14 protein-coding genes and 1 pseudogene are annotated in these 14,532 nt (G+C 73.4%); 13 read left to right on the forward strand and 2 right to left on the reverse strand.

Going from position 1 to position 14,532, the window contains the following annotated elements; all coding sequences use genetic code 11:
• Nucleotides 1-54 precede the first annotated feature (54 nt).
• From HEK131_RS20695 to mmuM, 4 genes are read left to right on the forward strand one after another with little or no spacing between them, the layout of a single operon-like run.
• Nucleotides 55-1,305: an FAD-binding protein gene (locus HEK131_RS20695; RefSeq protein ID WP_244336508.1), complete on the forward strand. Its 1,251-nt coding sequence runs from the start codon at nucleotides 55-57 to the stop codon at nucleotides 1,303-1,305.
• 41 nt (nucleotides 1,306-1,346) lie between these two features.
• The gene (locus tag HEK131_RS20700; protein ID WP_244336509.1) at nucleotides 1,347-1,925 is read left to right on the forward strand and encodes a TetR/AcrR family transcriptional regulator; all 579 of its coding nucleotides are present in this window, start codon (nucleotides 1,347-1,349) and stop codon (nucleotides 1,923-1,925) included.
• The gene (locus HEK131_RS20705; protein ID WP_244336510.1) at nucleotides 1,922-2,623 is read left to right on the forward strand and encodes an alpha/beta fold hydrolase; all 702 of its coding nucleotides are present in this window, start codon (nucleotides 1,922-1,924) and stop codon (nucleotides 2,621-2,623) included. The genes HEK131_RS20700 and HEK131_RS20705 overlap by 4 nt, the downstream gene beginning before the upstream one ends.
• A complete protein-coding gene (gene mmuM, locus HEK131_RS20710) occupies nucleotides 2,620-3,516 on the forward strand; it encodes a homocysteine S-methyltransferase (RefSeq protein WP_244336511.1) in 897 nt (298 codons plus the stop codon). Before HEK131_RS20705 ends, mmuM begins: the two co-directional genes overlap by 4 nt.
• A gap of 15 nt (nucleotides 3,517-3,531) precedes the next feature.
• Here mmuM and HEK131_RS20715 read toward each other — a convergent pair whose 3' ends face one another.
• Both HEK131_RS20715 and HEK131_RS20720 read right to left on the reverse strand, forming a co-directional pair.
• Nucleotides 3,532-5,085 carry a carboxylesterase/lipase family protein gene (locus tag HEK131_RS20715; RefSeq protein WP_244336512.1) on the reverse strand — a complete coding sequence of 518 codons (1,554 nt, stop codon included), beginning with the start codon at nucleotides 5,083-5,085 and terminating at the stop codon, nucleotides 3,532-3,534.
• Between the two features lie 112 nt (nucleotides 5,086-5,197).
• A complete protein-coding gene (locus HEK131_RS20720) occupies nucleotides 5,198-6,337 on the reverse strand; it encodes a YihY/virulence factor BrkB family protein (RefSeq protein ID WP_217463241.1) in 1,140 nt (379 codons plus the stop codon).
• A gap of 368 nt (nucleotides 6,338-6,705) precedes the next feature.
• On the opposite strand from HEK131_RS20720, the pseudogene HEK131_RS20725 reads away from it, so the two are divergent.
• From HEK131_RS20725 to cysD, 9 genes and pseudogenes are all read left to right on the forward strand, one after another.
• Nucleotides 6,706-7,976: pseudogene (locus tag HEK131_RS20725) on the forward strand (GAF domain-containing protein).
• A 174-nt stretch (nucleotides 7,977-8,150) separates the two neighbouring features.
• Nucleotides 8,151-9,485 carry a hypothetical protein gene (locus HEK131_RS20730; protein ID WP_244336513.1) on the forward strand — a complete coding sequence of 445 codons (1,335 nt, stop codon included), beginning with the start codon at nucleotides 8,151-8,153 and terminating at the stop codon, nucleotides 9,483-9,485.
• Nucleotides 9,486-9,543: 58 nt separating this feature from the next.
• Nucleotides 9,544-10,122 (forward strand): GNAT family N-acetyltransferase, encoded by a 579-nt coding sequence (locus tag HEK131_RS20735; protein WP_244336514.1) that lies wholly within the window; start codon nucleotides 9,544-9,546, stop codon nucleotides 10,120-10,122.
• A 92-nt stretch (nucleotides 10,123-10,214) separates the two neighbouring features.
• Nucleotides 10,215-10,298: a putative leader peptide gene (locus HEK131_RS30345; RefSeq protein ID WP_350748019.1), complete on the forward strand. Its 84-nt coding sequence runs from the start codon at nucleotides 10,215-10,217 to the stop codon at nucleotides 10,296-10,298.
• A 143-nt stretch (nucleotides 10,299-10,441) separates the two neighbouring features.
• A complete protein-coding gene (locus HEK131_RS20740) occupies nucleotides 10,442-12,139 on the forward strand; it encodes a nitrite/sulfite reductase (RefSeq protein WP_244336515.1) in 1,698 nt (565 codons plus the stop codon).
• The gene (locus tag HEK131_RS20745; RefSeq protein WP_130336901.1) at nucleotides 12,136-12,318 is read left to right on the forward strand and encodes a hypothetical protein; all 183 of its coding nucleotides are present in this window, start codon (nucleotides 12,136-12,138) and stop codon (nucleotides 12,316-12,318) included. Before HEK131_RS20740 ends, HEK131_RS20745 begins: the two co-directional genes overlap by 4 nt.
• Nucleotides 12,315-13,025, forward strand: a complete 711-nt coding sequence (locus HEK131_RS20750) for a phosphoadenylyl-sulfate reductase (RefSeq protein ID WP_244336516.1) — start codon at nucleotides 12,315-12,317, stop codon at nucleotides 13,023-13,025. Before HEK131_RS20745 ends, HEK131_RS20750 begins: the two co-directional genes overlap by 4 nt.
• A complete protein-coding gene (gene cysC, locus HEK131_RS20755; RefSeq protein WP_432215654.1) occupies nucleotides 13,007-13,591 on the forward strand; it encodes an adenylyl-sulfate kinase in 585 nt (194 codons plus the stop codon). Before HEK131_RS20750 ends, cysC begins: the two co-directional genes overlap by 19 nt.
• Nucleotides 13,588-14,532 (forward strand): sulfate adenylyltransferase subunit CysD, encoded by a 945-nt coding sequence (cysD, locus tag HEK131_RS20760; protein WP_161149783.1) that lies wholly within the window; start codon nucleotides 13,588-13,590, stop codon nucleotides 14,530-14,532. Before cysC ends, cysD begins: the two co-directional genes overlap by 4 nt.

Here is a 14,532-nt window from a genome sequence, read left to right on the forward strand (position 1 = left end):
ACGGGAGTGATGAGAGGGTCTGGGCACAGACACTCTCGGGGAGGGACGGCAGGGATGACCAAGTCGGCGCGGGCGGTCACCAACTGGGCGCGGAACATCACCTACACGGCCGACGAGTTCCACCGGCCCACCTCGCCGGACGCGCTGCGGGCCCTCGTGGCGGGCGCCGCGCGGGTCCGGGTGCTGGGCAGCGGGCACTCCTTCAACCGGATCGCGGACCCCGGCGCCGGCGGCCTGCTGCTGTCGGTGGCCGGGCTGCCCGCCGTGATCGACGTGGACACGACGGCCCGGACGGTGCGCGTCGGGGGCGGGGTCCGGTACGCGGAGCTGGCCCGCACCGTGCACGCGCACGGGCTGGCGCTCGCCAACATGGCGTCCCTGCCGCACATTTCGGTCGCCGGATCGGTGGCGACGGGCACCCACGGCTCCGGTGTGGGCAACGGTCCGCTCGCCTCGGCGGTGCGTGAGGTGGAGCTGATCACGGCGGACGGCGGCACGCTGCGGATCGCGCGCGGGGACGCCCGCTTCGACGGTGCCGTGACCTCGCTGGGCGCGCTCGGCGTGGTCACCGCGCTCACCCTCGACCTGGAGCCGTCGTACGAGGTCGAGCAGCACGTCTTCGCCGAACTGCCCCTGGACGGGCTCGACTACGAGAAGGTCGCGGCCTCGGCGTACAGCGTGAGCCTGTTCACCGACTGGCGGGCACCGGGGTTCCGGCAGGTGTGGCTGAAGCGGCGCACCGATCAGGCCCCGGTGGACTTCCCGTGGGCGCAGCCCGCGTCCGGGCCGATGCATCCGGTGCCGGGGATGCCCGCGGTCAACTGCACCGAGCAGGGCGGGGTGCCCGGCCCCTGGCACGAGCGGCTGCCGCACTTCCGGGCCGAGTTCACGCCGAGCAGCGGGTCGGAGCTCCAGTCGGAGTACCTGCTGCCGAGGTCGGACGCGTCGGCCGCGCTGCACGCCCTGGACGCGATCCGGGCGACGCTCGCCGGGGTGGTGCTGACCTGCGAGGTGCGGACGGTCGCGGCCGACGCGCAGTGGCTCAGCCCCGCCCACGGCCGGGACTCGGTGGCGCTGCACTTCACCTGGATCGAGGACACGGCAGCCGTGCTGCCCGCCGTGCGCGCGGTGGAGGCGGCGCTCGGTGTCCTCGACGCCCGGCCGCACTGGGGCAAGGTGTTCGAGATGCCGTCGGCGGTGGTGCGGGAGCGGTTCCCGAGGCTGGCCGACTTCCGCGCGCTGGCCGCCGAGCTGGACCCGGCCGGGAAGTTCGCCAACGAATTCGTGCGGGAGGTTCTTTCCTAGACCCTCTAGGATATGAGCTAAGCATCCAAGGAGGTGGGTCCATGGCACGCGCGGGGATCACGGCCGACCGGCTGGTCGCGGCCGCCGCCGAGCTCGCGGACGAGGCCGGCTTCGAGCACGTCACCCTCTCCGCCCTGGCCCGGCGCTTCGGGGTGAGGGACGCGAGCCTCTACTCGCACGTCCGGAACCTCAACGACCTGCGCGCCCGGCTGGCGCTGTACGCGGGCGGCGAGCTGATCGACCGCATCGCGGCGGCGGTCGCCGGACGCGCGGGCCGGGACGCGCTGACCGCGTTCGCGGACGCCTACCGGGCCTACGCCCATGAGCACCCCGGCCGGTACGCGGCCACCCAGATCCGCGTCGACCAGTCCCTGATCGCGGACTCGGCCGCCCTGCGCCGCACCGCCGAGATCACCTACGGCATGCTGCGCGCCTACGGCCTCGCCGAGCCCGACCTCACGGACGCGGTACGCCTGCTGCGCAGCACCTTCCACGGCTACTGCGTGCTGGAGTCGGCGGGCGGCTTCGGCGCCGACCGCGATGTGGACGCCTCCTGGGACAAGGGGGTCGAGGCACTGCACCGGGCACTCGAGAACTGGCCGCGGGAGGACCAGGGATGACACCGGACTTCGACATCACGGGTACGGGACCCGTGCTGCTGCTCCTGCCGGGCGGCGCCGGGCACCCGATGGGCCTGGGTCCGCTGACCGCGCGGCTGGCACACCGGTTCACCGTGGTGACGTACGACCCGCTGGGCCTGGCCCACGGCCGCCTCGGACAGCCGGTGGCGGACCAGCGGCCGCAGGACTGGGCCGACGGCGCCGACCGGGTGCTGGCGGCGGTGCTGCCGCCCGGTGGGCGGGGGTACGTCTTCGGGACCAGCTCGGGCGGTGTCGCGGCGCTCGCGCTGGCCGCGCGGCATCCGGAGCGGCTGGCGCACGTGGTCGCGCACGAGCCGCCGTGCGCGCTGGTGCTGCCGGACGGGGCCGAGCGGCGGCGGGAGCTGATCGCCGCGCTGGACGGGCCGGACCGGCCGCCCGCGGAGGGGCCGGAGGCGACCCCGATGGGGGTCTTCCTCGCGCATGTCCTGCGTCCGTTCACCGCGTACGTCCCCGCGCCCCGGCCGCCTCGGCCGCCCCGGCTGACGCTGGCCGCGGGTACGGATGCACGCGGCCAACTCCCGCACCGCGTGGCCGAGTTCCTGGCGGACGGGTCTTTGCTGGAACTCCCCGGTGGCCATCTGGGCACGCTGGAGCACCCGGTGGAGTTCGCGGACCGGCTCACCGAGGCCCTGGAGTCGTCTAGCGTCGAGGGATGAGCACCGACCTGGCCACCGCACTGACCGAGGGTCCGCCGCTCGTCCTGGACGGCGGGCTCTCCAACCAGCTCGCGGCAGCCGGACACGACCTGAGCGACGAGCTGTGGTCGGCGCGGCTGCTCGCGGAGGACCCGGGCGCGATCACCGAAGCCCACCTCGCCTACTACACGGCCGGCGCCGACGTGGCGATCACCGCCAGCTACCAGGCCACCTTCGAGGGCTTCGCGGGGCGCGGCATCGACCGTGCGGAAGCCGCACGCCTGCTGAGGTCCAGCGTGGAGCTGGCCCGAGAGGCCGCCCGGCGCGCCGAGGTCACCCGCCCCCTGTGGGTGGCGGCCTCGGTGGGCCCGTACGGCGCGATGCTCGCGGACGGCTCCGAGTACCGGGGCCGGTACGGCCTGAGCGGCGCCGAGCTGGAGCGTTTCCACCGCCCCCGCCTGGAGGTCCTGGCCGAGGCGTCCCCCGACGTCCTGGCCCTGGAGACCATCCCGGACACCGACGAGGCTGCGGCCCTGCTGCACGCGGTACGCGGCCTGGGGATCCCCGCCTGGCTCTCCTACAGCATCGACGGCGACCACACCCGCGCCGGCCAGCCCCTGGAAGAGGCGTTCGCCCTGGCGGCGGACGCCGACGAGATCCTGGCGGTGGGCGTGAACTGCTGCGCCCCCGAGGACGTCCCCCGAGCGGTGGAGACGGCGGCACGCATGACGGGCAAGCCGGTGGTCGCCTACCCGAACAGCGGCGAGACGTGGGACGCGACCACTCGCACCTGGGACAACACCCCCACCCTGAACCCCGCCTGGTCGGCGGCGGGCGCCCGCCTGCTGGGCGGCTGCTGCCGCGTGGGCCCGGAGACGATCACCGCGATCGCCCGGGCGCTGGGCCGCGCCTGACCGGGTGGCGGCCCCTCACCGTCGCCGGAGCGCCGCCGACCTCCGCAGCCGTCTCACCGCCGCGAGGCGGTCCGCCGTCGGGGCCGGGGCCTGGGACGGAACGAGGGGGCGGGCGGTCCAGAGGGCGAGTTCGGCGTCACGGGGGCCGTGCGAGAGGTGCGGGGCGGTTCCGTCGAAGATCCGGGTGGGGTGGGTGGCGTCCCAGGAGGGCCAGCCGGGGTCGCCGGTGGTGGCGAAGGCGACCCAGGACGCGTGCATCGAGTCCGCCAGGGACTGGGGTCCGCCGTTGCCCGCCAGTCTGACGGCCTCCTCGACCTCGCCCGTGTCGAAGACGAAGCCGAGTTCCAGGGAGTGGCAGGCGCCGAGGCCGGGGCGCAGGGACGGCCAGGCGAACTCGTACACGTGGGAAGTGGACGGGCGGGCGTCGGCGAGGCGGTGCAGGGGGAGGCGGAGCATGTGGTCGGTGACCATCTGGCCGACCAGCTCGGCCGCGCCCGCCGTGGGGCGCAGGGCGCGGTACCCGCGCGGCACGTCATGGCCGACGCGGCAGCGGGCCATCGCCCCGGCCAGCGCGACCGCGCCGAGCCGGTCGACGTGCTCGACCAGGCCGCCCGGCACCAGCCACAGCCGGTACTCGTCGCGCGTCCAGCCCATCAGCAGGTCGATACCGGGTGCGGCGTCCCCGTCGACGAGGGCCCGCAGCGGGTCGGTCGGTACGAGGTCGCCGTCCACGACGAGGCCGAAGCCGGGCCCGCCCAGGATCGGGCTGCTGCGCCGGCTCACCTCGGCCTGGGTGCGCAGCAGCAGGTCGCGGTCGACGTCCGAGAAGGCGGCGGCGGTGGCGGGGATCTTCAGCCGGGTGGCCATCCGGCGCACCATGCGCCGTACCTTCTCCCGGTCCGAGACCTCCGGCGCACCGCTCTGCAGCACGGCCCGCCGGACCAGTCCCCGCGCCTGCGGGGCCGCGATCAGGACGCCCGTGCTGATCGCACCGGCCGACTGCCCGGCCAGGGTGACGTTGCCGGGGTCGCCGCCGAAGGCCGCGATGGACTCGTGCACCCAGCGCAGCGCGGCGAGCTGGTCGCGCAGGCCCAGGTTGGCGGGGGCGTCCGGGAAGAGCCCGTAGCCCTCGACACCGAGCCGGTAGTTGACCGAGACGAGGACGACGCCGTCGCGGGCGAAGGCCCGTCCGTCGTACACCGGCACCGCCGAGGAACCCCTGGTCAGCGCGCCGCCGTGCAGCCAGACCAGCACCGGCAGCCGGGCGCCGGGGCCCGGCTCGGGGGTCCAGACGTTGAGGTTCAGGCAGTCGTCGCCGGGGACGGAGGGGTCGGACAGGTACTGGGCGAACGCCTCGGAGTACGGCGGTTTCGGCGGGGTCGGCCCGAAGGCGCCGGCGTCCCGGACACCGTCCCAGGGCTCGGGCGGCGCGGGCGCCCGGAAGCGGCGGGCACCGAAGGGGGGTGCCGCGTACGGGATGCCCCGGAACACCGCGATCCCGTGCTCGCGGCGGCCGCGCACCTCGCCGTGCGGGGTTCGGACCACCGGGTCCGTCCGGTCTGCCGTCATCGCACACCAGCCCTTCGTCGCCGGCGCGCCCGCCGTGGCGGCGCGCACCACATCTGCCTCTCAGAGCGTCGCGGCCGGTGGATGTATTCCGGCACACCGACCGTCCGTACGGTCAGTCGTCCTCGGAGCGCTTGGGCGGCTGGTGGCCGTTCCTGGTGTGGCCCCGCAGCCGGCCGGTGATGTCCTCCGGGGGCAGGAAGCGGGACCAGCGCTCGGGGAACTCGGACGGCATGTCGGGGTCGTCCGGGTCGGACTCGCGCAGCGCGGCCGCCCAGGCGACGTACTCGGCGACCTGGGCCTCGCGCTGGCGCTCGTTGGCCTCACGGGCGGCGGCCGTGGCGGCGGCGGGCCAGACCCGGTCGATCGCGGCGTTGACGGCGGCGCCGACGAGCACGGCGAACGCGGACACACCGATCCACAGCAGTACGGCGACGGCGGCGGCGAGGGAGCCGTAGATGGTGGCGCCCTCGATGGTGTGGGTGAGGTAGACGCGCAGCAGGAGGCTGCCCAGCACCCACATGGCGAGCGCGACCAACGCGCCGGGCACGTCCTCGATCCACGGCGAGCGGACCGGGACGGAGACGTGGTAGAGCGTCGTCAGGAAGACGATGGACAGCACGATGACGACCGGCCAGTACAGCACCTGGACGACCGTCTCCGACCAGGGCAGCACCCCGACCACCGCGTCCGGCCCGGCCACCATCAGCGGCAGCGCCACGGAGCCGATGAGCAGGGCCACCACGAACAGCAGGAACGCCATGATCCGGGTCTTGACGATGCCCCGGACACCGTCGAGGCCGTACATGACGGTGATGGTGTCGATGAAGACGTTCACCGCGCGCGAGCCCGACCAGAGGGCGAAGAGGAAGCCGATGGAGATGACGTCGGGCCGGCCGCCCTTCATCACGTCGTCCAGGATCGGCTCGGCGATCTCCTTGACGCCCTTGTCGGACAGGACGGTGCGGGAGGCTTCTAGGAGGTTGGTCTCCAGGCTGTGGATGGTGTCGGCGCCGGTCCAGTCGTCGACGTAGCCGAGCAGGCCGATGAGGCTGAGCAGCAGCGGGGGCACGGACAGCAGCGTGAAGAACGCGGCCTCGGCGGCCAGGCCCAGGATGCGGTACTCCATGCAGGAATTGACGGTGTCCGTCAGCAGCAACCAGGCCGTCCTCCGCTTGGAGACGTTCTGGTAGAGGGCCTTGGCCCGGTGGAGGCGACCGTGGGGCCGCTGGGGGGATTCGCTTGCTGACTGCACGTCCTAACGGTATCCGCCGCACCGCGCGCCCCTCACCTCGCGGGGCGTGCACCGAGGGACCCGGGCGGACGCCGCGGTGCCGCGGGGGTGGTGCCGCGCCGACTCGGCACAACCCCCGCCGCACGGGCCCGCGACCGGGGCGGGAGCCACCGGAGGCGGCGCGGGGCTCAAGTCTCCTGCTCCCTTTCCGGGTTCACCAGGGTTGCAGGGGGTTGCAACTTGTCGCCGACAGTGCGCGGAGGGTGTTCCCGGGCCCCGTGACGGCGGCAGTATGGGGGACGTCGGCCGACCGGAAACCGCCGCCCGGACGGCTTGACAGGCCGTGCGCGCTGTCCGGACAGGGAAGGACTCCCGTGGTGAACCCGCCGATGGACCTGGCGCGTCTGGCCGCCGTGGACGCCCGGCGCACGGCGCGGATGCTCAGGCAGGTGCGCGAGGCGACGCTCGCCGGACGACCTGCGCCGATGGCACCCCGGCCGGTGATCGGACAGTCCTGGGAGCGCATGCTGCGCGGCGGCGTCGACCCCGACCGCCACGTCAGATCGGGGCTGTTGACGGCCGAGGAGGTGCACCGCCGCCGGGAGGAGTCGCCGCTGCGGCACGTGCTGCCGGTACTGCGCCAGGGGCTGCTTTCGGTCGCGGACGTGGCCCGGCACATCATGGTCGTCGCGGACGCCGAGAGCCGGGTGCTGTGGCGGGAGGGGTCGCCCTCGGTGCTGCGCCGGGCGGACGGGCTCGGCTTCGAGGTGGGCGCGGACTGGCGCGAGGAGGTCGTGGGCACCAACGGGGTGGGCACTCCGGCGGTGGTGGGGCGGCCCGTCCAGGTGTTCGCCGCCGAGCACTTCGTCCGCTCGCACGACTCCTGGACCTGTGCGGGCGCGCCGGTCACCGATCCCAGGGACGGGCGGCTCATCGGCGTGGTGGACATCAGCGGGCCGCTGGAGACCATGCATCCGGCGACCCTCGCCTGGGTGGAGTCGGTCGCCCGGCTCGCCGAGGCCCGGCTGCGCGAGATGCACCTGGACTCCCTGGAGCGGCTGCGTGCGGTGGCCGCGCCGGTGCTGGCCCAACTGGACGGCCCGGCGCTCGCGGTGGACCGGGACGGCTGGTCGGCGGCCGTGACGGGGATGCCGTACGTACGCCGGATCGCGCTGCCCAAGTCCCTTTCCCCGGGGCGGTGTCGGCTGCCGGGACTGGGTGCGTGCGCGGTGGAGCCGCTGGCCGGGGGCTGGCTGCTGCGGGCGTCCGCCGAGCCACCGGGCGGTACCGGGCGTCTGGTGCTGGACCTGTCCCGGCCGGAGCGCCGGCTGCTCACGGTGTCCGAGGCAGGCGGCATCTGGAGCCGTGAACTGAGCGAGCGGCACGCGGAGTTGCTGTACCTGCTCGCACAACAGCGCGCCGGGCGCAGTGCGGCGGGCTGGCCGAGGACGTCTTCGGCGACCCGTCCCGCACGGTCACCGTCCGGGCCGAGATGTCACGGGTACGCCGATATCTCGGGGCGCTCCTCCTGCATCGGCCGTACCGGCTGCGGGAGGACGCCGAGGCCGAGGTGCTGCTTCCCGACGACCCGCGTGACCTGCTGCCGCGTTCGACGGCACCGGCGGTGGCACGGCGCCGTACGGCACAGGGGACGCGTTGAGCGCCCCCTTTCACGCCGGGCGCCTCCTGCCGCACACCGGCCACCCGCCGCGTATTTGCGTCCACTTGCCCCCGGCGCACCGCGTGCTGCCGTAGCATCCGTGGCGGGTCCGCCCAGTGCCGGGTGATCAACGCGACGATCGCCTGGCGCAGTTGGCCCGCCTCGGGAGGAGACATGAAGCAACGCGGCAGACACCGCAGGCGCAGACGGGGCCTCGCCCTGCGCGCGGCCCTCACCGGGACCGGGCTGGCGCTCACCGCGGCGGCCACGCTGATCAGCACCTCGCAGGCCGAGGTCGCCGGGAACCCCGGCGCGCTCAGGCCGCTCACCTCCGTCGGCGACACCGCTCCGCTGCGGCTCCAGGAGCACCTGGAGCCCGCCCCCGTCCTGAACCGGCTCTCCGGGTCCATGGGCCGCCCGGTCGGGGTGGACGCCGTGCTCGGTGACGCAGACCGCCGGATGCGCGTGGGCGCCGACTGCGCCGACGCCGACCGCTCCTCCCTCCCCCTCACCCCCGAGGCCACCCGTTCCTACTGCTGGGACCCGGCCGACACCGCCGACACCTCCTGGCGGCCCGCCGCCGTGACCACCTCCGGCGACGCCGACGAGGACGGCGTCTGGGGCCGGCACCGGGTGGTGCTGGCCGGCTGGACGCACGCCACCGACTCCGGGAGCACGGCCGAACGGGGCCTGACCCGCGTCGCCTTCACCAACCTCGACGATCCCGCCCGGCCGGTCTACCGCTGGGTCCTGCTGGTCGTGCCCGTCGACGGCGGCCGCGACTACCGCGCCCTGACCTCGGGCGTCTCCGGCATGGTCTGGAACCACGGAAAGCTGCTGGTCACCGCGTCCGACGGCGGCGCCGAGGCGCTCTACGTCTACGACCTCGACCGCATCCAGCGCACCACCACCGCCGATCCCGCCGTCGGCCGGGTGCCGCACGGCTGGTCGGCCGCCGGCTACCGGTACGTGCTGCCCGCCGTGGGCTCCTACCGCTACGCCCAGGGCCGCTGCGCCACCGGCCGCCCGCCCTGCCCGGGCCCGCTCGCGCTGGACCGGAGCACCGCGCCGGACAGCCTGGTCGCGGCCGAGCGCACCGCCCCGGACGGCGAGCGCCGCGCCCGGCTGTGGCGGTACGCGTTCAGCTCCGCCCCGGCGCGCGGCGGCCTGCTCGCCACCGACTCCGCCGGGCACACCGACGCCGTGGAGGTGTTCCGGACGAAGGCGCGGGGCGTACGGGGCGTGCTGTCGTACCGGCACGCCGGGGCGGCGGACGCGTCCTGGTACACCGGCCAGTTGCCCGGCGCGCAGGACGGCCGGGGCGGGCTGTGGCGGCAGGACGCGGACGGCGCGAAGAGCGCCCGCTGCGGTTCGGACGGCTCGCACCACTGCTGGACGGAGTCGGCGGTGTCGCTGTCGTACTGGCAGGAGACCGGCGAGGTGTGGTCGCTGTCGGACCGCATGCTGTTCTCCGTCCCGCTGGCCGCGCTCGAACGCTCACTGGACTGAGCGGCGCGGCCGCCGAAGACGATCGACAGTCCGGTGGGCGGGATGGTTCCCTGAGCCCATGAGCAGCATTCCTGTCACCACCTGGTCCCTGGAACAGACCTCGTCGGCCGATCTCCTGCCCGCCGCGGCGCCCGAGGGCGACGAGGTGCGGATCGTGCGGGCCGAGGCGCCGTCCCCCGAGTTCAGCCGGTTCCTGTACGCCTCGGTCGGCGGCGACATCCGCTGGATCGACCGGCTCGGCTGGACCCACGCGCGGTGGCGGGAGTACCTGGCGCGGCCGGGCGTGGAGACCTGGGTGGCGTACGAGCGGGGCACTCCCGCGGGGTACGTCGAGCTGGAGGCGACCGGGGAGGGCGTGGTGGAGATCGCCTACTTCGGGCTGCTGCCCGCGTTCCGGGGGCGCCGCATCGGCGGCCATCTGCTGTCGGTGGGCACGGCCCGCGCCTGGGACCTGGCCACGCGCTGGCCGGATCTCGCCCCGGTCAAGCGGGTGTGGCTGCACACGTGCAGCAAGGACGGCCCGCACGCGCTGGACAACTATCTGCGGCGCGGCTTCACGCTGTTCGACACGAAGGTGGAACTGGAGCCGGAGCTGCCGACGCCCGGACCGTGGCCGGGCGCGTTCCTGGGCGACTGACCGCCGCACGTTCGTCTCGCCATTCAGAATAGATCCGTCCAGATGACGGACAATGGTGGACTGGCCCGAGACGCGCGTGACACGCTGCCGTCATGTCTGGAACTGGAATCGCCTTGGTGAGTCGACGGCACGTCGACCTCGGCCGCATGTCCAGCGCCATGTGTCGGGCGAGCTGAACACCCCAGCACCGCCGACCTCTTTCGCATCTTCCGTTCAGCGCAGCGCCGCGTACGTATGCCCGCGTGCGCCCATGCGCGCAGGCCAGAGCCGATTTTCCGCCTGTCTCAGATTTGCCGCCTGTTCCTAAGGACGTAGAACCATGGCCCCCAGTCCCCAGGACCCCGCTGCCGCCGCGCCCCGCCGCAAGGTGAGTCGTCACCGTGGTGAGGGCCAGTGGGCGGCGGGACACCACACCCCGCTCAACGGCAACGAACAGTTCAAGAAGGACGACGACGGTCTCAATGTGCGGACACGCATTGAGACGATCTACTCCAAGCGGGGCTTCGACTCCATCGACCCCAACGACCTGCGCGGACGCATGCGCTGGTGGGGTCTGTACACCCAGCGCAAGCCCGGCATCGACGGCGGCAAGACCGCGATCCTCGAGCCGGAGGAGCTGGACGACAAGTACTTCATGCTGCGGGTGCGGATCGACGGCGGCCGGCTGACCACCGCCCAGCTCCGGGTCGTCGGCGAGATCTCGCAGGAGTTCGCGCGCGGCACCGCCGACATCACCGACCGGCAGAACATCCAGCTCCACTGGATCCGGATCGAGGACGTGCCCGAGATCTGGCGGCGGCTGGAGGAGGTGGGCCTGTCCACCACCGAGGCGTGCGGCGACGTCCCGCGCGTGATCCTCGGCTCGCCGGTCGCGGGCATCGCCGAGGACGAGATCATCGACGGCACCTGGGCCATCGAGGAGATCCAGCGCCGGATCATCGGCAACAAGGACTTCTCCAACCTGCCGCGCAAGTTCAAGTCCGCGGTCTCCGGCTCGCCCCTGCTGGACGTGGCGCACGAGATCAACGACATCGCGTTCGTCGGCGTCGAACACCCCGAGCACGGACCGGGGTTCGACCTGTGGGTGGGCGGCGGCCTGTCCACCAACCCCAAGCTCGGCGTGCGGCTGGACGCCTGGGTGCCGCTGGAGGAGGTGCCGGACGTCTACGAGGGCGTCATCTCGATCTTCCGCGACTACGGCTACCGACGGCTGCGCAACCGCGCCCGGCTGAAGTTCCTGGTCGCCGACTGGGGCCCGGAGAAGTTCCGCCAGGTCCTGGAGGACGAGTATCTGGGCCGCAAGCTGGTCGACGGCCCGGCGCCCGAGCAGCCGGTGGAGCGCTGGCGTGACCACGTCGGCGTGCACCGCCAGCGCGACGGCCGCTTCTACGTCGGGTTCGCCCCGCGCGTCGGCCGGGTCGACGGTGCCACGCTGGCGAAGATCGCCGGGGTCGCCGAGGAGCACGGCTCCGGCCGGGTCCGCACCACCACCGAGCAGAAGATGATCGTGCTGGACGTCGAGGCGGACCGGATCGAGTCGCTGGTCGCCGGTCTCGAGGCGCTGGACCTGAGGGTCAGCCCCTCGCCGTTCCGGCGGGGCACGATGGCCTGCACCGGCATCGAGTTCTGCAAGCTCGCCATCGTCGAGACCAAGGCGCGCGGCAGCGCCCTCATCGACGAACTGGAGCGGCGCCTGCCGGAGTTCGAGGAGCCGATCACCATCAACCTCAACGGCTGCCCGAACGCCTGCGCCCGCATCCAGGTGGCGGACATCGGCCTCAAGGGCCAGTTGATGCTGGACGAGGAGGGCCGTCAGGTCGAGGGCTACCAGGTGCACCTGGGCGGCGCGCTCGGCCTGGAGGCGGGCTTCGGCCGCAAGGTCCGCGGCCTGAAGGTGACTTCGCAGGAGCTGCCCGACTACGTCGAGCGCGTCCTGCGCCGCTACGAGGCCGAGCGCGCGGACGGCGAGCGGTTCGCCGTGTGGGCCGCGCGGGCCAGTGAGGAGGCGCTGTCGTGAGCGAGCGTGCCGCACCGTTCCACTGCCCCTACTGCGGTGACGAGGACCTGCGTCCGAGCGAAGAGGGCCATGGCGCCTGGGAATGCGGAGCCTGCAATCGCGCCTTTCGGCTCAAGTTCCTGGGCCTGCTGGCCCGAGGGCTGAAGCGGGGCGACGACGGAGGGGACGACCGGATATGACGACCGCTCAGGACGAGCGCACCGAAGACGAGTCGAGGGACCTGGCCGAGCGGGCGGGCCGGGATCTGGAGGACGCGCCCGCGCTGGAGGTGCTGCGCTGGGCGGTGGAGACCTTCGGCGAGCGGTTCTGCGTGACCTCCTCCATGGAGGACGCCGTGGTGGCCCACCTCGCCGCGCGGGTGCGGCCGGGCGTGGACGTGGTGTTCCTCGACACCGGCTACCACTTCCCGGAGACCATCGGCACCCGTGACGCCGTCGACGCCGTGATGGACGTCAACGTCATCACGCTCACCCCCGAGCGGACCGTCGCCGAGCAGGACGCGGAGCACGGACCCCGGCTGCACGACCGCGACCCCGACCTGTGCTGCGCCCTGCGCAAGGTCCAGCCGCTGGAAGCGGGCCTGACGGGATATCAGGCATGGGCGACCGGGCTGCGCCGGGACGAGTCGCCGACGCGGGCGAACACCCCGGTCGTCGGCTGGGACGCCCGGCGCCGCAAGGTCAAGGTCTCCCCCATCGCCCGCTGGACCCAGGACGACGTGGACGCCTACGTCGCCGAACACGGCGTGCTGACCAACCCGTTGCTGATGGACGGCTACGCCTCGGTGGGCTGCGCCCCGTGCACCCGCCGGGTGCTCCAGGGGGAGGACGCGCGGGCGGGCCGCTGGGCCGGGCGGGGCAAGACCGAATGCGGGCTGCACGGATGACGACCGAGCGATACGAGGAGCGAGAACACGTGACGACCGGAGCCACCGTCTGGCTCACTGGTCTGCCGAGCGCCGGCAAGACCACCATCGCCACCGAACTGGCCGGCCGGCTGCGCGCCGAGGGACACCGCGTCGAGGTGCTCGACGGCGACGAGATCCGCGAGTTCCTCTCGGCCGGGCTCGGCTTCGCCCGCGAGGACCGGCACACCAACGTCCAGCGCATCGGCTTCGTGGCCGAACTCCTCGCCCGCAACGGCGTGCTGGCGCTGGTCCCGGTGATCGCGCCCTACACGGACAGCCGCGAGGCGGTCCGCAAGCGGCACGCGGCGAACGGCACCCCGTACCTGGAGGTCCATGTGGCGACCCCGGTCGAGGTGTGCGGCGAGCGCGACGTGAAGGGGCTGTACGCCCGGCAGGCGGCGGGCGAGCTGACCGGGCTGACCGGCGTGGACGACCCGTACGAGGAGCCGGCGGCGCCGGATCTGAGGATCGAGACGCAGGGGCAGAGCGTCACGCGGTCGGCGGCCGCGGTGCACGCCCTGCTCGGCGAGAGGGGACTGGCATGACGACCGTCGCCAAGGTCACGGGTGACGGCGAGGGTACGGACAGCCCGTACGCCCTCTCCCACCTGGACGCGCTGGAGTCCGAGGCGGTGCACATCTTCCGCGAGGTGGCGGGCGAGTTCGAGAACCCGGTGATCCTGTTCTCCGGGGGCAAGGACTCCATCGTCATGCTGCATCTGGCGCTGAAGGCATTCGCGCCCGCGGCCGTGCCCTTCGCCCTGCTCCATGTGGACACGGGACACAACTTCCCCGAGGTGCTGGAGTACCGGGACCGTGTGGTGGCCGCACATGGGCTGCGCCTCCATGTGGCCTCCGTACAGGACTACATCGACCGGGGTGTGCTCAAGGAACGTCCCGACGGCACCCGTAACCCGCTCCAGACGCTGCCGCTGACGGAGAAGATCCAGAGCGAGCGGTTCGACGCGGTGTTCGGCGGCGGGCGGCGCGACGAGGAGAAGGCGCGCGCCAAGGAGCGGGTGTTCTCGCTGCGCGACGAGTTCTCCCAGTGGGACCCGCGCCGCCAGCGCCCGGAGCTGTGGAACCTGTACAACGGCCGCCACGCGCCCGGCGAGCACGTCCGGGTCTTCCCGCTGTCCAACTGGACCGAGCTGGACGTGTGGCAGTACATCGCCCGCGAGGGCATCGAGCTGCCGGAGATCTACTTCGCGCACGAGCGCGAGGTCTTCTCTCGCAGCGGCATGTGGCTGACGGCCGGCGAGTGGGGCGGCCCGAAGGAGACCGAGCCGGTCCAGACGCGGCTGGTGCGGTACCGCACGGTGGGCGACATGTCCTGCACGGGCGCCGTCGACTCCGACGCGACCACCCTGGAGGCGGTCATCACCGAGATCGCCGCGTCCCGGCTGACCGAGCGCGGCGCGACCCGCGCCGACGACAAGCTCTCCGAGGCCGCGATGGAAGACCGCAAGCGCGAGGGGTACTTCTGA

The sequence above is a fragment of the Streptomyces seoulensis genome (genome assembly GCF_022846655.1).
Classification (GTDB): Bacteria; Actinomycetota; Actinomycetes; order Streptomycetales; family Streptomycetaceae; genus Streptomyces.